The sequence below is a fragment of the Endozoicomonas sp. SCSIO W0465 genome, assembly GCF_023716865.1.
Taxonomy (GTDB): Bacteria; Pseudomonadota; Gammaproteobacteria; order Pseudomonadales; family Endozoicomonadaceae; genus Endozoicomonas.
On record NZ_CP092417.1, the window covers coordinates 1259930 to 1283789 of the forward strand.

At 48.0% G+C, this 23860-nt stretch carries 19 protein-coding genes and 1 pseudogene; 14 read left to right on the top strand and 6 right to left on the bottom strand.

Annotation, left to right across the window (positions count from 1 at the left end; all coding sequences use genetic code 11):
- Positions 1 to 788: 788 nt before the first annotated feature.
- Positions 789 to 1046 (top strand): pyocin activator PrtN family protein, encoded by a 258-nt coding sequence (locus tag MJO57_RS05475; protein WP_252023595.1) that lies wholly within the window; start codon positions 789 to 791, stop codon positions 1044 to 1046.
- A 60-nt stretch (positions 1047 to 1106) separates the two neighbouring features.
- On the opposite strand, the gene MJO57_RS05480 is transcribed toward MJO57_RS05475, so the two are convergent.
- The gene (locus MJO57_RS05480; RefSeq protein WP_252023597.1) at positions 1107 to 1508 is read right to left on the bottom strand and encodes a tyrosine-type recombinase/integrase; all 402 of its coding nucleotides are present in this window, start codon (positions 1506 to 1508) and stop codon (positions 1107 to 1109) included.
- Positions 1509 to 1611: 103 nt separating this feature from the next.
- On the opposite strand from MJO57_RS05480, the gene MJO57_RS33145 reads away from it, so the two are divergent.
- Positions 1612 to 1761, top strand: a complete 150-nt coding sequence (locus MJO57_RS33145) for a helix-turn-helix domain-containing protein (protein ID WP_371924783.1) — start codon at positions 1612 to 1614, stop codon at positions 1759 to 1761.
- Between the two features lie 3 nt (positions 1762 to 1764).
- Here the strand turns inward: MJO57_RS33145 and istB are convergent, their stop codons facing one another.
- Together istB and istA are read right to left on the bottom strand one after the other, a co-directional pair.
- Positions 1765 to 2520, bottom strand: a complete 756-nt coding sequence (gene istB / locus MJO57_RS05485) for an IS21-like element helper ATPase IstB (RefSeq protein WP_252017309.1) — start codon at positions 2518 to 2520, stop codon at positions 1765 to 1767.
- A gap of 12 nt (positions 2521 to 2532) precedes the next feature.
- Positions 2533 to 4085, bottom strand: a pseudogene (istA, locus tag MJO57_RS05490) (IS21 family transposase).
- Positions 4086 to 4260: 175 nt separating this feature from the next.
- Here istA and MJO57_RS05495 point away from each other — a divergent pair.
- The 3 genes from MJO57_RS05495 to MJO57_RS05505 all read left to right on the top strand — a co-directional run bounded on the left by MJO57_RS05495 (position 4261) and on the right by MJO57_RS05505 (position 5803).
- On the top strand, positions 4261 to 4566 hold the full coding sequence (locus MJO57_RS05495; RefSeq protein ID WP_252023599.1) for a sulfatase-like hydrolase/transferase: 306 nt from the start codon (positions 4261 to 4263) through the stop codon (positions 4564 to 4566).
- Positions 4567 to 4598: 32 nt separating this feature from the next.
- Positions 4599 to 4883: a sulfatase-like hydrolase/transferase gene (locus MJO57_RS05500; RefSeq protein ID WP_252026958.1), complete on the top strand. Its 285-nt coding sequence runs from the start codon at positions 4599 to 4601 to the stop codon at positions 4881 to 4883.
- A 110-nt stretch (positions 4884 to 4993) separates the two neighbouring features.
- On the top strand, positions 4994 to 5803 hold the full coding sequence (locus MJO57_RS05505) for an IS4 family transposase (protein ID WP_252023600.1): 810 nt from the start codon (positions 4994 to 4996) through the stop codon (positions 5801 to 5803).
- Here MJO57_RS05505 and MJO57_RS05510 read toward each other — a convergent pair whose 3' ends face one another.
- On the bottom strand, positions 5804 to 7318 hold the full coding sequence (locus MJO57_RS05510) for an IS66 family transposase (RefSeq protein ID WP_252017330.1): 1515 nt from the start codon (positions 7316 to 7318) through the stop codon (positions 5804 to 5806). It abuts the gene before it with no gap.
- Between MJO57_RS05510 and MJO57_RS05515 the strand changes: the two genes are divergently transcribed.
- Both MJO57_RS05515 and MJO57_RS05520 read left to right on the top strand, forming a co-directional pair.
- Complete coding sequence (locus MJO57_RS05515; protein WP_252023602.1) at positions 7317 to 7481, top strand: hypothetical protein; 165 nt, start codon at positions 7317 to 7319, stop codon at positions 7479 to 7481. The genes MJO57_RS05510 and MJO57_RS05515 overlap by 2 nt on opposite strands.
- Positions 7462 to 8037, top strand: coding sequence for an IS4 family transposase (locus MJO57_RS05520; RefSeq protein ID WP_252017317.1), 576 nt, complete (start codon positions 7462 to 7464; stop codon positions 8035 to 8037). Before MJO57_RS05515 ends, MJO57_RS05520 begins: the two co-directional genes overlap by 20 nt.
- A gap of 500 nt (positions 8038 to 8537) precedes the next feature.
- Here the strand turns inward: MJO57_RS05520 and MJO57_RS05525 are convergent, their stop codons facing one another.
- Positions 8538 to 9146 carry a hypothetical protein gene (locus MJO57_RS05525; RefSeq protein WP_252023604.1) on the bottom strand — a complete coding sequence of 203 codons (609 nt, stop codon included), beginning with the start codon at positions 9144 to 9146 and terminating at the stop codon, positions 8538 to 8540.
- A 67-nt stretch (positions 9147 to 9213) separates the two neighbouring features.
- Here MJO57_RS05525 and MJO57_RS05530 point away from each other — a divergent pair, with 67 nt between their 5' ends.
- On the top strand, positions 9214 to 10131 hold the full coding sequence (locus MJO57_RS05530; RefSeq protein WP_252019150.1) for an IS1595 family transposase: 918 nt from the start codon (positions 9214 to 9216) through the stop codon (positions 10129 to 10131).
- The gene (locus MJO57_RS05535) at positions 10128 to 10337 is read left to right on the top strand and encodes a hypothetical protein (RefSeq protein ID WP_252023606.1); all 210 of its coding nucleotides are present in this window, start codon (positions 10128 to 10130) and stop codon (positions 10335 to 10337) included. The genes MJO57_RS05530 and MJO57_RS05535 overlap by 4 nt, the downstream gene beginning before the upstream one ends.
- A gap of 621 nt (positions 10338 to 10958) precedes the next feature.
- Here the strand turns inward: MJO57_RS05535 and MJO57_RS05540 are convergent.
- Positions 10959 to 11201, bottom strand: a complete 243-nt coding sequence (locus MJO57_RS05540; RefSeq protein ID WP_252023608.1) for a hypothetical protein — start codon at positions 11199 to 11201, stop codon at positions 10959 to 10961.
- Between MJO57_RS05540 and MJO57_RS05545 the strand changes: the two genes are divergently transcribed.
- The 5 genes from MJO57_RS05545 (at position 11126) to MJO57_RS05565 (ending at position 23845) form a co-directional block, all read left to right on the top strand.
- Complete coding sequence (locus MJO57_RS05545) at positions 11126 to 13819, top strand: PEP/pyruvate-binding domain-containing protein (RefSeq protein ID WP_256493323.1); 2694 nt, start codon at positions 11126 to 11128, stop codon at positions 13817 to 13819. The genes MJO57_RS05540 and MJO57_RS05545 overlap by 76 nt on opposite strands.
- Positions 13820 to 13879: 60 nt before the next feature.
- Entirely contained in the window at positions 13880 to 14920 is a 1041-nt protein-coding gene (locus MJO57_RS05550) for an IS1595 family transposase (RefSeq protein WP_252017335.1), read from the top strand.
- On the top strand, positions 14893 to 15921 hold the full coding sequence (locus MJO57_RS05555) for a DUF4116 domain-containing protein (RefSeq protein WP_252023610.1): 1029 nt from the start codon (positions 14893 to 14895) through the stop codon (positions 15919 to 15921). The genes MJO57_RS05550 and MJO57_RS05555 overlap by 28 nt, the downstream gene beginning before the upstream one ends.
- A gap of 307 nt (positions 15922 to 16228) precedes the next feature.
- Entirely contained in the window at positions 16229 to 19906 is a 3678-nt protein-coding gene (locus tag MJO57_RS05560) for a DUF4116 domain-containing protein (RefSeq protein ID WP_256493238.1), read from the top strand.
- Positions 19907 to 20497: 591 nt separating this feature from the next.
- Positions 20498 to 23845: a DUF4116 domain-containing protein gene (locus MJO57_RS05565; protein ID WP_252026961.1), complete on the top strand. Its 3348-nt coding sequence runs from the start codon at positions 20498 to 20500 to the stop codon at positions 23843 to 23845.
- Positions 23846 to 23860: the final 15 nt, after the last annotated feature.

A 23860-nucleotide genomic window follows, 5' to 3' on the forward strand; every position in this document is an offset into this window, starting at 1 on the left:
CATCTGTCATATAGGCTGTTATTGCCCCCCCGCATAGCCGTCGAACCTGAAGAAGGCACTTTTGAAGTACCACCCAGCCTGGTACCGTTTGGTCATTAATCCGGGCTGTTAACAGCAGACATAAAATCCAGGCAAAAAGAAGCCTTAGCTTCTTCAGAATAAGACGTAGGTTATGCCCTGATCCACATAATAGGGTATTCGGCTTATTCCCAATCATGCCTTTCAAATAACTCCGCTAATATAAACCTTTATGCGACTCAGGTACTCATGCACCTTGTACCCCTTGTATCCTTTATCTACAAAGTAGCGTTTTGGCCTGATATCTGTCATTTTTTGAATATGCGTCACTGTACTGGTGAGTGTATGACCATCATAAGGGTTACCACCCAGTTCTATGAATATAAAAGTACCAACACTTATCTGGAACTGAGTCACTGTGATCTATTTCGAATGGGAGGTAATGACTAAGAGTCGGAGAGGGGATAAACTACAGTAAGTAGTCAAAATATCAAGGTGTTTGGCCATGCCGTTTTAGGTGTGGATAACTTATTTTTGGCTCTGGAAAATTGCAATGATTATAAGTCTTTTTAGTTTTTTTGATCTGTGGATAACTTGATTTTTTTTCAAATCCATCGGGTGTTTTTTTTGGGAATTTACTTATTGTACGAAAAAAAATCTTGATCTGTGGGTATCTCTGGGTATAACCTGTGCGTAAATTGGTTGCGAGATGTTCTCTGTCATGAGTAGCAGCCTCTTAACCTTAAATGCAAAGGAAGGAACAGAGATTCATGGACATAGAATTTGCGATGTTAGCACGGTACAAAAAGCTCTTTGTTCCGCTTGAAGATGTATGTGAAGAGTATTTCAGAATAGGTCCAAAGAAGGCCAAACAAATGGTTGCAGCTGGGGATTTTCCGATTCCTGTTACGAGGACTAGATCAAGCCAGAAGTCTCCTTATTTGATCAATGTTGCTGACTTGGCTCTGTATCTGAAAGAGCAGTACGAAAGAAGTTGTGCAGAATTTCAGCGCATGCGAAATGTCTAGTTTTATTATGGTGGGGAGGCACTTTTTTCTTCACCCTCATCTATTTCATACCTCATGTGGCTAATTGTTTAAGATATTTTGAGTAAATTCCGCCTCAATCTCCATGCACATTTTGTAGAGATCCGGTGTTTTTCTTTGCATCAAATGGGTGTATCGCTTGAGGTTTTCCCAGCTCTTATGTCCGCTGTGAACAGCGACTTGCGGTATGGTGTGCCCTTGCTCAAAAAGCCTTGAAATGCCTTCATGACGACAACTATGAAAAGAAACTTTTTTCATGCCCAGCAATTGAGTTATTTCAGAAAACTTTGACGAGACAGAGCTTGACTTGTATGGAAATATCCTGTCTTCATTAGGTTCTTTTTTTATCTTGGCTAAAAGACTCTGGCATTCTTTATTGAGGGGGATTTTTTCATGGTTTCCCCATTTGTTCTTCGGGTCTTTACCAAAACCTGCGTAAAGCATCGCCCAGTCGGGCGGTGATATAAGCAACAAGCCCGTAGAGGGCTTGCAGAACCGGAAGCCTTAAGTGTTTACAGGCGTTTAGTGTTTCTGTAATATTCTCTGCATGAAAACAAAACGTGCCTACACAGAACGATTCTACCCAACACCTGAACAGGAAATACTTCTTGCTCAGTCGTTGCGTATTCTGGTTAACTTGAACACCTATTCTGTTTCATTTGAACACCCTGAACTCCTTACACATTGCCCAGTGTGATTTTTAGACCAGGTGTTCAACTGCGTCCAATTTTCCAAGCTTTTTGCGCATGGATTCGCCTTTGAGTTCAATCCGGTGGGCATTGTGCATAAGCCGGTCAAGAATGGCGTCGGCCAGAGTTTCATCACCAATGCTGGCATGCCACTTCCGGGTGGGCAATTGACTGGTAACCAACGTGGAACCTTGCTCGTGCCTGTCATCCATGACTTCCAGCAGATCGTTCCTTTGTTGCTGCGTCAGTGGTTCCAGGCCCCAGTCGTCCAGAATCAGCAAGTCTACTTTTGCCAGTTGTTTCAACTGCCTGCTGTAGCTGCCATCACCGTGGGCAAGGATCAGTTCATCCAGTAGCCTGGACATCCGATAGTACCGGACACTGTAGCCTTTCAGACAAGCCATGTGCCCAAGGGCGCAGGCCAGGTAGCTCTTACCGGAACCACAAGGTCCGGTGATCAACAGGTTCCTGTACCGGTCAAGCCAGCCTCCTCCAGACAGGCTGGCCATCTGGTTCTGTTTGAGACCTCTGGGGTGTTCATAGTCAATGTCGTGTATCCGGGCAGCCAGTTTAAACCGGGCGCTTCTGAGCAGCCGAGCCAGACGTTTATTGTTTCGCTCTGTTTCTTCCTGCTCAGTAAGCAACGACAGTCGTTCTTCAAAGCTAAGGCTACTGTAGGTGCCCGGCTGGTCCAGCTGTTGATTGAGGGCATCTGCCATTCCGGTCAGTCGCAGTGACCTAAGGCGAGCCAGTGTTTCATTGATCATGTTCGCCTCCGGTTATTGATAGCAAATAGCGCCACGAATATTTTCGTGATCATCATGCAAGGGACCTGTCGTTTGTTTTAACTGTGGCTCCAATGGCATCAGGTCTTTGCCTGACTGGAGGATTGATCGGACATTTTTTAACCGATAACCCCCGATGTTCCTGGCATGGGCGCAGGCGTTGTTGAGTCGTTCAGTTCCATATTCCCGCTGCAGGTTTAGCAGCCCCAATGAAGCTCGATAGGCTTGTTCAGGATGCTCCTTGCTATCCAGCAGTGATTGAATAAAACAATAGACTTCCTGACCAATGTCGTTAGCCCAGTTAAGTAAACGCTCAGGCGTCCAATCCTGATGGTGACGATGTCGTTCCGGCATATGAACTGCTAACGTCGTAAATCCACGTGTGTGCTTGCGAGCGTGGCTGGCCACCACTTTACCGTTAGCGTAGATCGTGACGCAGTGCTCAGTCGCCTGTACTTCTACTTCCTGCCTGGCAAGCTGATGGGGAACCGAGTAGGCGTGCCCCTTGCAGATAATATGATAATCCACATTCACCCGGGCCTTGATAAACTCAGCGAACACAAAAGATTGCTTCGGCAGTGGCTTGAGGGCTGGTTCATCCAGTTGTTCAAACGCACTACGTCGCGTTCCTGGCAACTGCTTAAAGGGCTTCAGGTTCAGTTCGATTAACAGCTCACGTATCCGCAGGTTCAGCTCTGCCAGGGTAAAGAACATTTCATGACGAAGCCTGGCCAGTATCCACCGCTCCACTACCTGTACACCGACTTCTGCTTTGGCCTTGTCTTTGGGTTTGTAGGGGCGTGCCGGAATGACTGCCACCTGGTAGTGACAAGCCAGGTGCTGGTATGATGGGTTGAGATCCGGCTCGTACCGACAGGCTTTGATAACTGCGCACTTTGGGTTGTCTGGCACAACAATTTCTGGCACCCCACCAAAGAACTCAAAGGCCCGTTCATGAGACCCCAGCCAGTCCTCTGTTTTTGTGACAGAGTCGCTTCAGAGTAGGTATAGTTGGACGCTCCCAGCACTGCCACAAATATCTGGGCATTGTGGGCAATTTCGCCGGTGTCCGGGTTGATGATTGGCATGGTTGGCCCGGCATAATCAACAAATAACTTTTCACCTGCATTGTGCAGCTGTCGCATAGATCGCTTTTGACAACCACGCCACTGATTGTAACGGTGACAGTACTGGGCATAGCTGTAGGCATTGAGGGGGTGGGCCTGACAGTATTCTTCCCAGAGTCGTTGTTTGGTCACTTCCTTGCGCTTCAGTTCCTGATGCACCTCAGCCCAGTCAGGATCAATCAACCCTTTTCGATTGGCTATCGAGGCATCGGGAAACAGCGCCTGAATAAGCTCAGGCTCAGATATATCCTCTGCCAGGGGCCAGCTTAATTCCGATTCCTGAAAGGCCTTAACGTAGTTGGATACCGTCCCCACACTGACCCGTACACTGCGGGAAATTTGTCGGAAGCTGAGTTGGCTGCCAAACCGCATCCGGAGTATTTCTAGTAGCTTACGCATGGTAATCCTGTTTTCTGTCATGGCCGGTTCCCTCTCTTGGTACAGATAAGAACGGCCAAAGTTATGGAAAATCAATGCATAAGAAGATATTTGTTAGCTGTATTAGACCGGTTTATGGTCTGTTGAACAGCGTTTCTGGAAGCTTGAACGGTGATTCTGGAAATCATCAAAAAGTGTTCAAAAGAAACCAGAATAGGTGTTCAAGTGTTACCAGAATGGGTGTTCAAGTGTTACCAGAATGAGTGTTCAAGAGTTACCAGAATATGCAAATGGCAGTCAGGATATCAGGACAGCGAATATTGACCGGATCGCCGATAAAGGTACCCGGTTCACCAATGGCTATGTCACCTTTTCAGTGTGTGGCCCGAGTCGTGCGGGTTTACTGACCGGGCGTTACCAGGGGCGCTTTGGTTTTGGCCGTAACCCGGTGATTGACCCCACGGATACCACGGCGGGCCTGCCATTATCAGAAAAAATGATATCCGAATTGATGAGTACCTGACCGATGAGCTGTCCAATGAGGCGGTCAGCTTTATTGAGCGGGAGCAGGATAACCCGTTTTTTCTCTACCTGGCCTACAATGCGCCTCATGAGCCATTGCAGGCAACCCCTGAGTATCTGACGCGAAACCGACATATCAGGGACAAAAAGCGTCGCACCTATGCCGGCATGGTAACAGCAGTGGATGATGGCGTTGGCCGTATGCTGGATACACTGGCAGCACTGGATATTGACGACAACACCCTTATTTTTTTCCTGTCCGATAATGGTGGTTCACGAAAAAAATGCCTCGAGCAATGCGCCGCTCAGGGGGAATAAAGGTGAGTACTTTGAAGGTGGAATTCATGTTCCGTTTGCTGTCAGTTGGCCCTGTCTCTTGATCACAAATAGCTACCTTGTTCTATCATTTCTCACTGATAAAACAGGTCATGCTTCCACTTTCTCCTAAACCATGGTCAGAACTAACTTTTGGATGTGCTGATTTGGGCGATACTCGACGTACAAAACGACTTGTCAAAGTTGCTGCCGAGCTTTCAGCTCATACCGGTAATTCTTTGTCATCTTCATGCGAAGGTTATACCGCACTGGTAACTGGAGCTTACCGGCTGATTGAGAATGAGGCCGTAAAGCCTGAAGCAATAGCTGAGGCAGGCTTTCAGGCAACTGCCAAAATAGCGAGACAGTCTCGCCTACTTCTGGCTCTCGAAGATACAACAACCCTGGGTTATAAACATGCTGTCAGATCCGAGCTTGGTGATCTTGGAGGTCCTGAAGGCTCTAAAACCAGAGGATTCCACGTCCACTCTGTCTTCTTGGTTGATGCGGATACAGAGCGAAGCATTGGGCTTATTGATCAAGAACGATGGGTTAGAGAGGACGTTCAGCGGGGGAAAAAGAACCAACGTCGTCAGCTACCTTACGAGGGAAAGGAAAGCTTTAAGTGGCAAAGAGCCTCTGAAAACACAGAACAAAGGATGGGGGGTAAAATGCCTGACATCATCAGTGTTTGCGACCGGGAGGCGGATATATACGAATATATGCACTACAAACTGGATAACCGACAGCGGTTTGTTGTAAGAGCTACACAAAACAGAATCCTGGTGGATGGCGAACTCTTATTATTTGATTCCTTAGCTCAGACTGAAGTGTTGGGGAAATATACGATAGTGGTTCCTCAAAAAGGAGGTAGAAAGAAGCGAAAGGCAACGCTGCAGGTCAAAAGAAAGAAGATGACGTAACTATTCAGCACTGAGCAAAGGCATATTACAGTAATTCCGAACAGCTCTATGAAGTGATTGATATATGTCCATTCCCTGTTTTCTGGCAGACGACAAATAGCTGCGAATCCGTGCAAACATAGAACCACCGTCTGCACTCCTGAAGCAGCCTGAGATTTTCTGCTTTAACTTGGCCATTCGAACATCCCGCTCACTGCCATTGTTATCGAAGGGAATGGTAAAATCTGACATGAAGCGCAGTGTCTCAGCCTTGAACTCAGTGAGTCGTTTGAAGAGATTGTAAGCTTTAGTATTCTTGACTTTCTTGCGCTTAAGCTCCTCTCGTTGCTTCTCCATATAGACGACTTCTTTCATTAGAGCCCGCTGAAGCAACCGGTCATAAATCTTCTCGATTCGTTCACAGACAACACTTGGCATCTGTAGCATACCTATGGTCTTAAAGCCCTTGCAGTAATGCCAGGAAAGCCTCAGTAGCTTCATCAATCGCAACGCCAGTTGATTGCTGTCCCTATCAACAACACCCAAAAGCTCCCTCAGGTGATGGGCATTGCAAAGTACGTGAGTTGCCGCATATGCAAAATAGGATTTCCAATGATCATGAACCAGAACGCCTGCAAATGTTAGCAGTATGCCCATCGTGTCCATGGCCTCACGACCTCGCTTTTCAGACAAGTAGTAGAGCGTCCATTGTTCATCCCGCATAACGTGTAGCCAGTGCAAAGAGCCCTCGGCCCGCATACCCGTTTCATCGGCTCCGGCAACAGACGATTCCCGCAAGGCGTCACGAATAACCTCTTCAGTAGAAGCCAGATTTTCATAGGTTCTGGCCACAAAATTGGCGACAGTGCCTGCACTTACACTCATTTTATAGAGAGTATTAAAATACTCTGACACGCGCTTAAAAGGCAGGAAATGGTATTGGTTAAGATAGACGGCCATAGCCTGTGTGGCTGAGCCATATTGTGCGGCAGCGGTAACACCTTCCGGGAATTCAGCCTGATTCCGACAACCACAAGTGCAGATTTTTACTTCAGCTCTATGGGCCGTTACTTCAAATTCACCCGGTCTCCCTGGTTCAAACACCTGTCGTTCAATATATTTGACCGGCTCACTATCAAGAAGAGACGCCTGACATTTATTGCATTCTTTAACCGGAAGGTACTCAATATAGTCAGGGATATCGACCTGTTTAAGACAAGTGCCCTGATGCCCTTTCTTTCCACCGGCTTTATTACCAGAAGACTGTCTCAGACTTTTAGGATTGGGTTTTTCATCCGATGGATCGGTACCTTTATCTGCGGAAAGGTCGTCAGAATGATCTGGAGAATTACTGTTTTTACAAGGTTTTTGATAACCATCAGACGATGGCGGCTTGCTGCTGTTTTGACTGTTCTTGCCAACCTTTTCTTCCAATTCTCGACATCGCTCTTCCAGACAGGCAACTCTCATCCGCAGCTCTGCATTCTCTTTCAAGAGAATCTCAGCCGACATAGTTGCGGGTAGTTCTGGAATCATGCTGGCGAATATTGTGGAAAAATGGTGCTTAAGAGGATGGTATAAAAATCAGAAAATTCCAGATTTATGTGGGGGTGCTGAACAGTTACAAGATGACAATACAGGCGCCGCAAAGGCCAGGCGGCAGGCCGGAACCGGTAACTATGAATATTGTGTCGGCTGAAGAGATTGGCAATGACTCCGAAGACCGTTTGCACTGGGTACTATTGACAACTGAAGATATTGAAACATTCGAAGACTGTCGCTCTATCATTCGATTTTACGAGCTCCGATGGCGAATAGAAGAGTTCCATAAGGCTTGGAAATCGGGAGCAGGAGTAGAAAGGCTTCGTCTGCAATCTCCGGATAACATTGAACGACTTGCGGTCATATTAATGTTTGTCGCTGTCAGACTAATGCAAATCCGTGAAGCATTAATGTTACCGAATGACAGGCAGCACAAAGACAGAAAGCTTTGGAGTGAAAAAACACTCGCGAATGAGGTGGTCAGTGATGATGAATGGCAGGTTCTCTGGCTAACCTATGAAAAAAAAGCGTTGCCCGATAAGCCGCCAACAGTCACTTGGCTGCTTCAAACGATTGCTCGGCTTGGTGGTTGGGGTGATTCAAAGCATACAGGGCAGCCCGGCTGGTTAGTGGTATGGGAAGGCTGGGCGAAATTGCAGGATCGGGTAAAAACCTGGCAGATAGCCCGGCAGTTCAGCGCTGGAGAGATGTGATCAAGAGTCAGCAGTTGGCCGGGGGTAATTCCTGTAGGTGTCGATTACCATCATCCGGTCAGCTCTCTGGATACAGGAAATACGGTGATCATCTGTACGACCTGAAACAGGACCCTGGTGAAAAGCACAATCTGGTGCAGAAAAATTAAAGTGCAGTTTGCTCAGCATAAAAAGCAAATGGAAGCGTGGGCTTCGGAGTTAATTGATCCGGTGGTTCGTCCGTCACGGGCTAATAAAGAAAAGAGGGGATAACTTCTGAGGCATCTGTTCGTATTCTCGTTCCCAGTAAATGCAAAGGAAGCCGGGAAACCGACAAGCAGCATCAACAGCATCACGAAAAACATCACAATTCCAATCATTGTTATGTCGCCTGTTATCAGTGTTGTGGTGGGACGTAACGTCGATACGCCTTCACGACAGGTCTCTGGCACCTGTTGTTTTAGCGTGAATCAGGTGTATCAACTTAGTCATCCCGGGGTACGTTTTCGTACCATTAGACTTTAGATGCCTTTACTGTTTCTCAGTAACTGCAAATTTTTGACTGGAACAACCTCAGTTTCTGATGTTTCTTTGGCGATTTTACTGGGCTGCAGAGGAGCGTCTGTAGAATTTGCCCGTCGTTTTCGAACAGTTACGTTTCTCTTTGATGATGCGGCTGAATTTTTGCTCATTGCCATAGTTTTATTTTTTTCCTTTAACATATTAATTTTGTCAATATCTTTAGAAACACGCTCCATGAAAAGATCGAATTCCTGTTTTATTTGACTATTGGCTTGTTCATCATCGCTGTCATATACGGGTTGAATATAATTTTTGGAATGATAATGTTTCCAAAGTTCAATCCCGTGGCGCATTGTATGAGTAACACCCTTGATTTCATCATCCGATAGCTGTTCAGCTTGATCTAGTGCATCACGAGCTGTTATGTGGGCTCCTTTATAATTCCAACGGAACTTAGTGTCATCCATACATGTAATATAAGCAACCATGCCGCGAACTTCATAATCTCCGAAAGTTGCAGGACTATCTTTTTGAATTTCCTCAGGAGATCTATCATCAAGTGGAAATTTATAAGTACTGATAGTAATAAAATCTGTCCTGATTACCACCGACCCTACGTCGTGAGCCAGCTGCTATAATAAACGTCGATAGTCATGTGTTTTGGAGGTAAAACTGATGTGTAAAAACACCATTCAGTTCCAAAAAGGCCTTGGCATTATGCAATTTCTGGCTAATTACGGCAGTGAAGAGCAGTGTGAGAACGCGCTGTCCTCTTGGCGCTGGCCAGATGGCTTCCAATGCCCGAAGTGTGGCTCCCGCAGTTTCTGCAAGCTTCACCGGAAAGCTGAATTCCAGTGCAATTGCTGCCGTTGCCAAACCTCGCTTACCAGTAACACTATCTTTGACTCAACAAAGCTGCCTCTAGCTACCTGGTTTCTGGGTATCTATCTCGTCACCCAGAATAAAGCGGGGATTTCTTGCCTGACGCTTCATCGACAACTTGGCATTTCCTACAATGCCGCATTGCGCATGAAACACAAACTCATGCAGGTCATGATGGAAAGAGATAACAGCTGGCAGTTGAGTGGTTTTGTTCAGATTGATGACGCCTATTGGGGCGGAGAGCGCCACGGAGGCCGCCGGGGCAGAGGCTCAGAGAACAAAGCCCCCTTCGTGGCCGCAGTTCAGACAGATGCTGATAACCACCCTATCTACATGAAGTTCAATGCCGTTGATAACTTCCGGCGAAAAACCATTCAGGAGTGGGCAGAACATGCCCTGAAAAAGGGTGTCCGGGCCGTCAGCGATGGCTTGTCCTGTTTCCGGGGTATTGAAGATGCCGGATGCCAGCACACAGCCATCATTACCGGTGGTGGGCATGCATCCATGGAGAATGAGTTGTTCACCTGGGTAAATACCATGCTGGGAAACGTGAAAACAGCGATTACCGGTACTTACCATAAGCTCGACCCCAAGCATCTGGGCCGTTATCTATCAGAGTTCAACTATCGGTTTAACCGGCGTTTTGATATGCCTTCAGGCTCTTTTCGGGTTACAGACTGCTCTGCAATGAAAATTGGCCAAAGGCCTTGATATACAATGCCTTCAGGAAACTGCTGGCTAAATATTGCCAAGCCCTGCCACAGGAGGATTCCAGCCTGATTTATGAAATCAGCAGTCTGCAATACGAAAAGAGCCTGCCTTCAATGATCTCAAGGCTAGGTCGGGCTGCAGTCAATACAGCACCGATGCCGGATCGACTTCTCAAACTGCCAGACGTCCAGTGGAAACCGGGTTAGCCATCAACCGATAATTGAAAGTCAGTTGACGTATTAATATCATTATTTCGAATGATGATGTGGGTCTTTGCTTGTTCGGAGCGGTTATGAAACCGAATTTAGTTGATAATCTGGAGAACAAGCCGTCATGATGCCTGCTCCACCGGTAATACTGGAGAGGTTCTATTATTTCTTTACCGGGTTATAGACATAAAGAATGAAAAGCTGCACGTATATTCTTAAATTATCTTTCCCTGTGTCATGACGTACGATCAGTGGTAATCAGGAAAAATAATGAGCTTGAATCAACCTCTATTTTTGCTGAAAGTGCGGATGCTGATAACTGATCTATTTCTCAAAAACCATTACCACGCAAAAATAGCTGATTAATAAACTCCATTCTTTAGAGCCACTGGTGAACTTTATAAAAACATCATTGTCAAAATGCGTGCATGAATGTGATTTTTTTAGCCAGTGGGCTATCCAATTCAGGGTAATGATGAGATTGTAACAGCCGATCTCGCACAGAATCCATTAGCCCTTGCAATATGCGAGTGGGTGAATCTGAAACGATAAAAATATTCTGCAATTCGTAATTGATTGCAATTTTGATTGCTTATTCAAAGTGGCTGGTGAACTTCATTAAAACATTTTGTCCAAGACCGCTTGAATAATATCTATTATAAGTTCGTGAAAAAATCCAGGCACATCCATTAAATCATGGACGAACATCTGCATTAGAGGAATATCTTGTGTCACCGTCTCAAATTGATAGATCGGATTATCAAACGCTCCCAACTCAACCATGTTTGAATACCCGAGCCAGCAGACCATCCAAGCGGTATTCCAGTCATATTGATACCATTGGATGCGACGTAACACCATTAGCCAAGCGCCTCTGCCATATATCCGTTGCAGGTCCGCTAAATCAGTCTGCTGACTATTCTCCCCCTAACCGGGGACAACTGGGTGGCAAAGGGATGTTTTTGCGGCGCATGGAGGAAGCAGACCTGCAGGTCCCATCGTTCAAATGTATTACCGCTCAAATGATGAATGCGCTGGAACAACACCCCCTGGATAGTGGTCGTTTAGCTCCCCATCTCTCCGGAATTGCCTACGGGATTGTCGATAAACCGGGATCAAAAACCAGCCTGACTAGGATTAAGGAACACCTTAACCTTAATGCATTGCAACCTTTAGACCATGCCATAAGAGACAAGTGGCTGAAAGGCTTGTCGACATTTATCGCCAGCGATGACTTTTACCAACAGGTTAAAGATTCTGAAGCGGCCCGACACATCAGGGATCTGCGCCGTCAACTGGAAGAACTGTCCCCATCACAGCCGGTGATTGTGCGCAGTTCTGGCGTCAATGAAGATAACTACGGCGATGCCCAGGCTGGCAAATACCGCTCTGAAGTTCAGGGCGAAGATGATGTGTTGCGGACCTGCCTGAAGGTGATGGCCTCTGGTTACCGGCCTGAAGTCTGCCCGGAGGGTGGACCACAACCCATGGCACTGATCATCCAACACTGCATTGACTGCCACTATGGCGGGGTGGTCATGAGCTATCAATCACTGCAGGATGATACCGTCCGGGTTGAGTACACACCCGGTCAGCCCAGAGGTTCAGTGGCCGGACAGTCCGGTACCATTCCTCACCGCATCGACATTGATCGCCAGGCAGGGGCTGACAACCTGCAGTACTTTCCCGGGACGGTCTCTAGTCTCTTCGTTCTGCAAAAGAACACCGATAATAACGGCTATTCGGAAACAGAGATTCAGGACGCTGCTACCCAATCAGACGGAGGTGGCCAGCGGCTCAGCAATGGCCTGGTGTCAGAACTCAGGGAAGCGGTGACAAAGCTGGAAGATCTATTGCTTTGTCCGGTGGATGTGGAGTTCGCCATCGATCATGAGGGACGCCTGTTTTTGTTGCAGGTGCGCCCTGTTACCCGACTCTCCGGCGGCATGGATTTTGCCCTCTCCATACCCAAACCCGAAGAGACCCTGGCCAGTGGCGAGGGCGCCAGCGAAGGACACTGCACCGGACCACTCTGGGTGGCCAAAAACCGGGCAGCAGACACCCTTCCGGAGGGAGCCATTGTCGTGGCCCGACATGGTGAAGAGTGGATGCTTGAGCCTGAGTGCCTGGAGCGGGCAGCAGGTTTTGTTTTTGCTGCAGGTGGAACCAATGACCATGTGGCGATCACCCTGAGACAGGCAGAAAAACCCTGTCTGCTGGCCGGTGACCAGTATCCGACCGTGGCTGCTCAGGATGGTCAACAAGCGACGCTGGCCTGCGTCCGTTTTAACGGTTCACCCGGTGCCTTTGTGGTTGCCGGTGACCTGACCGAAGAACTGGCAAGTCACAGAACCTCATCCGCTGCCTTTTCTGATATGCCGGTAGTGGAAACTGTGGCGTCACGTGATGATTTGTTCCCCCCTGAAGGCACATTAAGTCAGGTGGCTACCGCTTTCCACTGGCTTACCGACCAAAATGCTCGCTTGCTGGCATTTTTCGCTCCCGGCGGCGGGCTGGAATGCTTGGCAAACCCGATAAAACTGAGCATGTCGGCACAACGGTCAGAGCTGCTGGCTGCGACTCAGGCCCGTACAAAACAACTGATTCAGGGGGCTGAAGCGCTGCTGGATAGTTACCGGGCATTCCTGCTGCTCGCTGGTGACCGCCACTCATCCCAGCTCCAGCCATTACGGGATGAATTACCGCAACTGATGACCCGGTTTGAGACGCTGAAACAAACCATCAGATCAGGGCTAGAGCGTATCACCCAGCCCCTGCAGGGCGGTGAAAAACTGCCGGTATCCCCGGGAACGTTTTGCCAGTGGCTGGCGGCCTGCCATCAGTTACAATCCTGTCTTCAGGCTCTCGATCCCACGGAGCCTGAGCAGGTCAGGAGTGTCCATGAGTTGATTTTTGCCCTGCATCAGCGCTTCATAAGGGCGCTCGGACCGGTCACTCTGGCTTCTGGTCAGGGCACGGTATCGGCAAAAGATTACATCACTTATCTTGATTTCACACCTCCCGGTGAAGAGGCGCTGTTATTGAGTCCGTCCGGCAAAGTAGCCATCGAAAAATTACGGTGTCCAGTGACTGTCGTCAGTATGGTGGATGCTTTGATTGTTAACCTGGAGTTAGGAAATCATACGAGCATTATCGAGCTACTTGAACAGGCCGAGGGAGGCAAAGGACGCACCTTGCGGATGAAATTTTCTGATAAATTTCATAAACCTGATGGCAGTGATCGACCCGGAAATTTAAAGCGCATGTGGTTTCTGGCGCAGTTACTGAAAGCGATTGAACTGGATAAAAATGCTGATAACATGAAGCTCGGTTGCAACGCCGTAGCGGGAGAAATGATCGTCGAATGCTCCCACATGACAACAAGGCAAGCTATGCAGGATGCCTTTGAAAAACTGATACCCGTGTTAAACGATTTGCCCGGACTGAATCTTCACCTGGAGAACACCCAACTTGGCTAAGTTACCGTTAATGGTTGAATCAGCTAAACTCCCATAAAATCTACGTTGTAGGGGAGTGATATGCAATCTGAACTCTTCCAGAATTTTATTGATTCCATTTCAACATTAACCAGTGAACAGCGAGACATTCTTAACAACTCGCTCCTTAGTACTCAAATAGAGGTTACCGAGGTAGTAGAAACCACTGACTCTGAACCTGTTTACAGTGAATCTATACCCAATAACGATAATGCAACACCTGACGTAGAAAAGAGCATACTTGCCCAATTTGCCGAAAACCCCAGGTGCCCCAAATGCAAAAGCCATAGCGTTGGTCGCTGGGGCATACGAAATGGCCGACAGCGCTACCACTGCAAGACTTGCGACTCAACGTTTAACGCCTTTAGTGGAACGCCTTTGGCAAGGCTCAGGCACCCTGAAAAATGGAACAAGTACCTCGCAGGTATGACTCACTCTATGGTCTTGCGACCAGCTGCTGCTGAGAATGCCATTGACTTGAAAACTGCGTTCCGCTGGCGTCACCGCTTTCTTGAAGTGATTAATAATGATCAAGCAGAAGAGCTTTGTGGCATTACTGAGCTTGATGAAACATTTTTCCGTGAATCCTTCAAAGGGCAAAGAGAAGGCCTTCCACGGCCAACCCGAAAGCGGGGTAATGATCCCAACAAAGCCCGAAAAGTCCCGGTAATGGTGGCTCGGGACCGTAATCGAAATACCGTTGACGGTGTATTAGAAAACGAAAGTGCTAATGAATTGTGCAGGCATTTAAATGGCCGCATATCGATACAGGCCACGGTCTGTGCGGATGCACACCTCGCTCACGAAAAACTTGCTGACAAGCTTGGATTTGTCTTCAAGGAGCTGGTGACATCAGCAGGTCAACATGTTGTTGAAGGCATCTACCACATCCAGACTGTAAATTCTTATCACAGTCATTTAAAACGCTGGATTGGCGGCGTATTCCAAGGGGTTGCAACTCGTTACCTTCCCCATTATCTGGCCTGGAGGCGAGAACTGACGGCAGCAAAAAAATTAACTGTTGGCCGGTTGATCAGCAGAATTACTGAACATTGGTGCTTCCAACCATTAACGGTAACTTAGCCACCCAACTTTGTGAAGGGAACCAGTGGAACTTTGACCTGCTTGCACAACGTCTTAATAGCGATTTTTCGGCAGAAGCCGTTAGATTCGCCTTTCGACAATGCCTTTTCTCAATTGCTTACTTCCATTTCACCTTAACTTTCCGTTACTACCGGTTATTAAGCAACCACCACCAGCAGTTTATCGATCATACTCGACAGTTAGCAAAATCGGAGCACACTCTTCAGAAAATATTAGTGAGTGATGAGATCAGTGAGAACGCCCGCAAGGAACTCTTACATCATCTTTTCTTTTTCAACCCCGGAATCGCTTCCACCATGATTGAGCAGGTGTACAGTCAGTGGCGAAATCAATACTTTGTTATCAAGCCATCCTACAGTTACAACCCGGAGTTTTATATTCAGCCGGATCAGACACTCCCGGCAAATAAAGAACAGATCAAGAATGTCCTGCAGAAGCATGGGCTGAAATATGCCAGCCAGGCGGTTCGAAATGATAAAGACGTTGTGTTGCCAGCAATTACATTACATCCAAATGACCTGAAATATGTCAGTGAAGAACTGAAGAGTGATAAAGCTATCGTGATGGCTGCAGTCACTCAAAAAGGCCTTCAGTTGGAATATGCCAGCCCGGAACTGCAGGATGATGATGAGGTGGTAATGGCAGCTCTCATACAGGAACCAATGGCTCTGGGATGTGCAAGTGAAAGAATCCGAAGCAATAAAAACATTATTAAAATGGTCACTGTTAATGATATTGCTAACTTAAGTTATGCTAGTAAAAAGTTGTTGAATGATGGTCAATATTTGCTGGGCTTAATTAAAGATAATCCTCGCGCTGCCAGTTGTGCTGGTAATGAGCTTAGACAGGACAAGACCTTTATCAGCTTAGCAATCCAGATAAACCCTGAAGCTCGTGAATACCTACCTAGTCTCATTATCGGTTGTGACCGTCGGAATCGCTGGAGTTCATTTTTTTTTAGGCTTTGGAATCCATCATAACTTACTCATGAGTTTTTTATTCATATTTAGACGATTGCATTTTTTATTTGCTGATGGATTAATCACTCATTAACCCTGAAATCCTGTGTAGAAATACAGTCAGGATACAACGGCTTTGCTGTATAAAAGTACGACACTCTATTATGGGAACAAGGTGTCATATTTACTGACTAATCAGTCAGTGATCTATGTAAAAACAGATGATTAACTGTTTATACAATCAATTTACAGCTTACTGAAAGTTCGATAAAAACTCAGACTTTAACCTCCAGTCATGGATGAATATTTGCGTTAGAGGGATATCATAATGTCACCTGATAAAGCTCATGGTTCGACTCATCAAACCCCATCAACTCATTCAAAACAGAATACCGAGACCACGAGTCCGCCCAAACGTTATCCCAGTCAAACTGATGCCCGCAGGAGCGACATAACGTCATTAACCAAGCGCTTCTGCCTACCTGTTTCAGCCCCGCTAAACCGGGCTGATGACTACGCGCTCCCCAATCGGGAACAGCTGGGTGGCAAGGGGATGTTCTTGCGGCGCATGGAGGAAGCAGGCCTGCCGATCCCGTCGTTTAAATGTGTTACCGCTCAGGTGATGAATGCGCTGGAACAACACCCTCTGGATATGGGTCGTGTAGCTCCCTATCTCTCCGGGATTGCTCCCGGGATGGTCGATGAAGCGGGACAAACCAGTCTGGCAAACATCAGGACACACCTCAATGCCTTGCCACCCTCAGCCCAGGCCAAAAGGGATAACTGGCTGGCGGGACTGTCGACATTTATCGCCAGTGATGACTTTTACCAACAAGTTAAGGATTCTGAAGCGGCCCGACACATCAGGGATCTGCGCCGCCAGCTGGACGAACTGTCCCCATCACAGCCGGTGATTGTCCGCAGTTCTGGCGTCAATGAAGATAACTACGGCGATGCCCAGGCGGGCAAATACCGATCTGAAGTTCAGGGCGAAGATGATGTGTTGCGGACCTGCCTGAAGGTGATGGCCTCCGGTTACCGGCCTGAAGTCTGCCCCGGGGGTGAACCACAACCCATGGCACTGATTATCCAACACTGCATTGACTGCCACTATGGCGGGGTGGTCATGAGCTATCAGTCACTGCAGGATGATACCGTTCGGGTTGAGTACACACCCGGTCAGCCCAGAGGTGCAGTAGCCGGACAGTCCGGTACCATTCCTCACCGCATCGACATTGATCGCCAGGCAGGGGCTGACAACCCGCAGTACTTTCCCGGGACGGTCTCAAGTCTCTTCGTTCTGCAAAAGAACACCGATAATAACGGCTATTCGGAAACAGAGATTCAGGACGCTGATACCCAATCAGACGGAGGTAGCCAGCGGCTCAGCAATGGCCTGGTGTCAGAACTCAGGGAAGCGGTGACAAAGCTGGAAGATCTATTGCTTTGTCCGGTGGATGTGGAGTTCGCCATCGATCATGAGGGCCGCCTGTTTTTGTTGCAGGTTCGCCCTGTTACCCGACTCTCCGGCGGCATGGATTTTGCCCTTTCCATACCCAAACCCGAAGAGACCCTGGCCAGTGGCGAGGGCGCCAGCGAAGGCTACTGCACCGGACCACTCTGGGTAGCCAAAAACCGGGCAGCAGACACCCTGCCGGAGGGAGCCATTGTCGTGGCCCGACACGGTGAAGAGTGGATGCTTGAGCCTGAGTGCCTGGAGCGGGCAGCAGGTTTTATTTTTGCCGCAGGCGGAACCAATGACCATGTGGCGATCACCCTGAGACAGGCGGAAAAACCCTGTCTGCTGGCCGGTGACCAGTATCCGGCCGTGGCTGCCCAGGATGGTCAACAGGCGACGCTGGCCTGCGCCCGTTTTAACGGTTCGCCCGGTGCCTTTGTGGTTGCCGGTGACCTGACCGGAGAACTGGCAAGTCACAGAACCTCATCCGCTGCCTTTTCTGATATGCCGTTAGTGGAAGCTGTGGCGTCACGTGATGATTTGTTCCCCCCTGAAGGCACATTAAGTCAGGTGGCTACCGCTTTCCACTGGCTTACCGACCAAAATGCTCGCTTGCTGGCATTTTTCGCTCCCGGCGGCGTGTTGGAATGCTTGGCAAACCCGATAAAACTGAGCATGTCGGCACAACGCTCAGAAATGCTGGCTGCGACTCAGGCCCGTACAAAACAACTGATTCAAGGGGCTGAAGTGCTGCTGGATAGTTACCGGGCATTCCTGCTGCTCGCTGGTGACCGCCACTCATCCCGGCTCCAGCCATTACGGGATGAATTACCGCAACTGATGACCCGGTTTGAGACGCTGAAACAAACCATCAGATCAGGGCTAGAGCGTATCACCCAGCCCCTGCAGGGCGGTGAAGAACTGCCGATATCTCCGGGAACGTTTTGCCAGTGGCTGGTGGCCTGCCATCAGTTACAATCCTGTCTTCAGGCTCTCGATCCCAAGGAGGCTGAGCAGGTCAGGAGTGTCCATGAGCTGATTTTTGCCCTGCATCAGCGCTTCATAAAGGCGCTGGGACCGGTCACTCTGGCTTCTGGTCAGGGCACGGTATCGGCAAAAGAATACATCACCTATCTTGATTTCACGCCTCCCGGTGAAGAGGCGCTGTTATTGAGTCCGTCCGGCAAAACAGCCATCGAAAAATTACAGTGTCCAGTGACTGTCGTCAGTATGGTGGATGCTTTGATTGTTAACCTGGAGTTAGGAAATCATACGAGCATTATCGAGCTACTTGAACAGGCCGAGGGAGGCAAAGGACGCACCTTGCGGATGAAATTTTCTGACAAATTTCATAAACCTGATGGCAGTGATCGACCCGGAAAATTAAAGCGCATGTGGTTTCTGGCACAGTTACTGAAAGCGATTGAACTGGATAAAAATGCTGATAGTATGAAGCTCGGTTGCAACGCCGTAGCGGGAGAAATGATCGTCGAATGCTCCCATATGACAACAAGGCAAACTATGCAGGATGCCTTTGAAAAACTGATACCCGTGTTAAACGATTTGACCGGACTGGATCTTCGCTTGGAGAACACCCCACTTTGTGAAGGGAACCAGTGGAACTTTGACCTGCTTGCACAACGCCTTAATAGCGATTTTTCGGCAGAAGCCGTTAGATTTGCCTTTCGCCACTGCCTTTTCTCAATCGCTTATGTCTATTTCGCCTCAACTTACCGTTACTACCTGTTATTAAGCAACCACCACCAACAGTTTATCGATCATACTCGACAGTTAGCAAAATCGGAGCACACTCTTCAGAAAATATTAGTGAGTGATGAGATCAGTAAGAACGCCCGCAAGGAACTCTTACATCATCTTTTCTTTTTCAGTCCCGGAATCGCTTCCACCATGATTGAGCAGGTGTACAGTCAGTGGCGAAATCAATACTTTGTTATCAAGCCATCCTACAGTTACAACCCGGAGTTTTATATTCAGCCGAATCAGACACTCCCGGCAAATAAAGAACAGATCAAGAATGTCCTGCAGAAGCATGGGCTGAAATATGCCAGCCAAGCGGTTCGAAATGATAAAGACGTTGTATTGCCAGCAATTACATTACATCCAAATGACCTGAAATATGTCAGTGAAGAACCGAAGAGTGATAAAGCTATCGTGATGGCTGCAGTCACCCAAAAAGGCTTTCAACTGGAATATGCCAGCCCGGAACTTCAGGATGATGATGAGGTGGTAATGGCAGCTCTCGCACAGGAACCAATGGCTCTGGGGTGTGCAAGTGAAAGAATCCGAAGCAATAAAAACATTATTAAAATGGCCACTGTTAATAATATTGCTAACTTAAGATATGCCAGTGAAAAGTTATTGAATGATGGTCAATATTTGCTGGGCTTAATTAAAGATAATCCTCGCGCTGCCAATTTTGCTGGTGAAGAGCTTAGACAGGATAAGACCTTTATCAGATCAGCAATCCAGATAAACCCTGAAGCTCGTGAATACCTACCTGGTCTCATTATTGGTTGTGACCGTTGAAATCGCTGGAGCTCACTTTTTTTGGGCTTTGGAATCCATCATAACTTGGTCATGAGTATTTTATTCATATTTAGACGATTGTATTTTTTATATGCTGATGGATTAATCACTCATTAACCCTGAAATCCTGTGTAGAAATACAGTCAGGATATAACGGCTTTCCTGTATAAAGGTACGACACTCTATTATGGAAACAAGGTGTCATATTTACTGACTAATCAGTCAGTGATCTATGTAAAAACAGATGGTTAACTGTTTATACAATCAATTTACAGCTTACTGAAAGTTCGATAAAAACTCAGACTTTAACCTCCAGTCATGGATGAATATTTGCGTTAGAGGGATATCATAATGTCACCTGATAAAGCTCATAGTTCGACTCATCAAACCCCATCAACTCATTCAAAACAGAATACCGAGACCACGAGTCCATTCAAACGTTATGTCAGTCAAACTGATACCCGTAGGAGCGACATAACGTCATTAACCAAGCGCTTCTGCCTACCTGTTTCAGCCCCGCTAGACCGGGCTGATGACTACGCGCTCCCCAATCGGGAACAGCTGGGTGGCAAGGGGATGTTCTTACGTAGCATGGAGGAAGCAGGCCTGCCGATCCCGCCGTTCAAATGTGTTACCGCTCAGGTGATGAATGCGCTGGAACAACACCCTCTGGATATGGGTCGTTTAGCACCCTATCTCTCCGGGATCCTTCCCGGGATGCTCGATGAAGCGGGACAAACCAGTCTGGCAAACATCAGGGACCGCCTCAATGCCTTGCCACCCTCAGACCAGGCCAAAAGGGATAACTGGCTGGCGGGCCTGTCGACATTTATCGCCAGCGATGACTTTTACCAACAAGTTAAAGATTCTGAAGCGGCCCGACACATCAGGGATCTGCGCCGTCAGCTGAACGAACTGTCCCCATCACAGCCAGTGATTGTTCGCAGCTCTGGCATCAACGAAGATAACTACGGCGATGCCCAGGCAGGCAAATACCGCTCTGAAGTTCAGGGCGAAGATGATGTGTTGCGGACCTGCCTGAAGGTGATGGCCTCCGGTTACCGGCCTGAAGTCTGCCCGGAGGGTGGACCACAACCCATGGCACTGATCATCCAGCACTGCATTGACTGCCACTATGGCGGGGTGGTCATGAGCTATCAATCACTGCAGGATAATACCGTCCGGGTTGAGTACACACCCGGTCAGCCCAGAGGCGCAGTGGCCGGACAGTCCGGTACCATTCCCCACCGTATCGACATTGGCCGTAAAGCAGGGGTTGACAACGCGCAGTACTTTCCCGGGACGATCTCAAGTCACTTCGTTCTACAAAAGAACACTGATAACAACGGCTATTCGGAAACAGAGATTCAGGATGCTGATACCCAATCAGACGGAAGTAGCCAGCAGCTCAGCGATGGCCTGGTGTCGGAACTCAGGGAAGCGGTGACAAAGCTGGAAGATCTACTGCTTTGTCCGGTGGATGTGGAGTTTGCCATCGATCATGGGGGACGCCTGTTTTTGTTGCAGGTGCGCCCTGTTACCCGACTCTCCGGCGGAATGGATTTTGCCCTCTCAATACCCGAACCCGAAGAAACCCTGGCCAGTGGCGAGGGCGCCAGCGAAGGCTACTGCACCGGACCACTCTGGGTGGCCAAAAACCGGGCAGCAGACACCCTGCCGGAGGGAGCCATTGTCGTGGCCCGACATGGTGAAGAGTGGATGCTTGAGCCTGAGTGCCTGGAGCGGGCAGCGGGTTTTGTTTTTGCTGCAGGTGGAACCAATGACCATGTGGCGATCACCCTGAGACAGGCAGAAAAACCCTGTCTGCTGGCCGGTGACCAGTACCCGGCCGTGGCTGCTCAGGATGGTCAACAGGCGACGCTGGCCTGCGCCCGTTTTAACGGTTCGCCTGGTGCCTTTGTGGTTGCCGGTGACCTGACCGGAAAACTGGCCAGTCACAGAAGCTCATCCCCGGCATTTTCTGATGTGCCGTTAGCGGAAGCTTTAGCGTCACGTGATGATTTGTTCCCCCCTGAAGGCACATTCCTTCAGGTGTTTATCGCTTTTCAATGGCTTACCGACCAAAATGCTCGCTTGCTGGCATTTTTCGCTCCCGGCGGCGGGCTGGATTGTCTGGCAGACCCGATAAAACTGAGCATGTCGGCACAACGGTCAGAGCTGCTGGCTGCAACTCAGACCCGTACAAAACAACTGATTCAGGGGGCTGAAGCCCTGTTGGATGGTTACCGGGCATTCCTGCAGCTCGCTGGTAACCGCCATTCACCCCAGCTCCAGCCATTGCGAGATGAATTACCGCAACTGATGACCCGGTTTGAGACGCTGAAACAGACCATCGGATCAGGGTTAGAGCGTATCACCCTGCCCCTGCGGGCCGATGAAGAACGGCCGGTATCCCCGGAAACGTTTCGCCAGTGGGTGGCAGACTGTCATCAGTTACAATCCTGTCTTCAGGAACTCAATCCCCGGAGGGCAGAGCAGGTCCATAGTGTCCATGACCTGATTTTTGCCCTGCATAAGCGCTTCATAAAGGCGCTCGGACCAGTCACTCTGGCTTCTGGTCAGGGCACGGTATCGGCAAAAGAAAACATCACCTATCTTGATTTCACGCCTCCCGGTGAAGAGGCGCTGTTATTGAGTCCGTTTAGCAAAGCATCCATCGAAAAATTCCGGCGTCCAGTGACTGTCGTCAGTATGGTGGATGCTTTGATTGTTAACCTGGAGTTAGGAAATCATACGAGCATTATCGAGCTACTTGAACACGCCGAGGGAGGGAAAGGACGAACCTTACGGCTGAAATTTTCTGACTATTTTATGGAACCTGATGGCAGTGATAAACCCGAAAAGTTAAAGCGTATGTGGTTTCTGGTGCAGTTACTGAAAGCGATAGAACTGGATAAAAATGCAGATAGCATGAAGCTGTATTGCAATGCCGTAGCGGGAGAAGTCATCGTCGAATGCCCACACATGTCATCAAGGCAGGCCATGCAAGATGCCTTTGAAAAACTGATATCCGTGTTAAACTATCTTAAAGATGTGGATCTACAATTGGAAGATGTAGCCACTTTTGAAGGAGATCAGTGGAACTTTAACTTGCTTGCACAACGCCTTAATAGCAATATTAAGGCAGAAGCCAATAGATTCGCCTTTCGAAATTGCCTTTTCGAATTAACAATTCGTAATTACAGTTTGAACAGTAATCTCAGTTACGATCAGTTATTAAGTAACCACGAACAGTTTATTATTCATACTCAACTGTTAGCAGTGTGCCTGAAAGCACCGGGGGACAACCTTCGGGAAATGTTAATGAGTGATGAGCTCGATGAGGACATCCGCCGACAACTTTTACATCATCTTTTATTGTTTAATCCAACAAACGCTACTCCATTGGTTGAGCATGTGTATGATGACTTGAAAGATCGATACTTTGTTATCAAACCATCCTTAAGTTACCGCCTGGATTTTTATGTTCCACCCTGTCAGCCGCTTCCGGATAATAAGGAGAAAATCAAGAGTGTACTGCTGAATCTGAAACTCGGGCTACGTGATACCAGCCAGTCGGTGAGAAATGATAAAGATATTGTATTACCAATTATTAAAGTACGTCCAAAAGATCTGCAATATGTTGGTGAAGAACTAAAGAATGATAAAGATGTCGTCATGGCCGCCGTCACTCAAAATGGCTCCCAGTTGAAATATGCCAGCCCGGAGCTTCAGGATGATAATGAGGTGGTAATGGCAGCTCTTGCACAGCAACCATTCGCTCTGATGTATGCAAGCGAAAGAATCCGAAGCAATAAAAATATTATTAAAATGGTAACGGTTAATGATCTTAATAACTTAAAATTTGCCAGTGAAAAGTTATTGAATGATGGTCAATATCTTCTGGGCCTCGACTTTAGAGTTTTAAGAGCACAATAGTTCCGGCGCATAATC

Coding starts and splice junctions, on each gene's coding strand:
- MJO57_RS05475 (WP_252023595.1), top strand. CDS start 789: ATGGACATAGAATTTGCGATGTTAGCACGGTACAAAAAGCTCTTTGTT.
- MJO57_RS05480 (WP_252023597.1), bottom strand. CDS start 1,508: ATGCTTTACGCAGGTTTTGGTAAAGACCCGAAGAACAAATGGGGAAAC.
- MJO57_RS33145 (WP_371924783.1), top strand. CDS start 1,612: ATGAAAACAAAACGTGCCTACACAGAACGATTCTACCCAACACCTGAA.
- istB (WP_252017309.1), bottom strand. CDS start 2,520: ATGATCAATGAAACACTGGCTCGCCTTAGGTCACTGCGACTGACCGGA.
- MJO57_RS05505 (WP_252023600.1), top strand. CDS start 4,994: ATGCTTCCACTTTCTCCTAAACCATGGTCAGAACTAACTTTTGGATGT.
- MJO57_RS05515 (WP_252023602.1), top strand. CDS start 7,317: ATGCTGGCGAATATTGTGGAAAAATGGTGCTTAAGAGGATGGTATAAA.
- MJO57_RS05510 (WP_252017330.1), bottom strand. CDS start 7,318: ATGATTCCAGAACTACCCGCAACTATGTCGGCTGAGATTCTCTTGAAA.
- MJO57_RS05520 (WP_252017317.1), top strand. CDS start 7,462: ATGAATATTGTGTCGGCTGAAGAGATTGGCAATGACTCCGAAGACCGT.
- MJO57_RS05530 (WP_252019150.1), top strand. CDS start 9,214: ATGTGTAAAAACACCATTCAGTTCCAAAAAGGCCTTGGCATTATGCAA.
- MJO57_RS05540 (WP_252023608.1), bottom strand. CDS start 11,201: ATGGTGTTACGTCGCATCCAATGGTATCAATATGACTGGAATACCGCT.
- MJO57_RS05550 (WP_252017335.1), top strand. CDS start 13,880: ATGCAATCTGAACTCTTCCAGAATTTTATTGATTCCATTTCAACATTA.
- MJO57_RS05560 (WP_256493238.1), top strand. CDS start 16,229: ATGTCACCTGATAAAGCTCATGGTTCGACTCATCAAACCCCATCAACT.
- MJO57_RS05565 (WP_252026961.1), top strand. CDS start 20,498: ATGGAGGAAGCAGGCCTGCCGATCCCGCCGTTCAAATGTGTTACCGCT.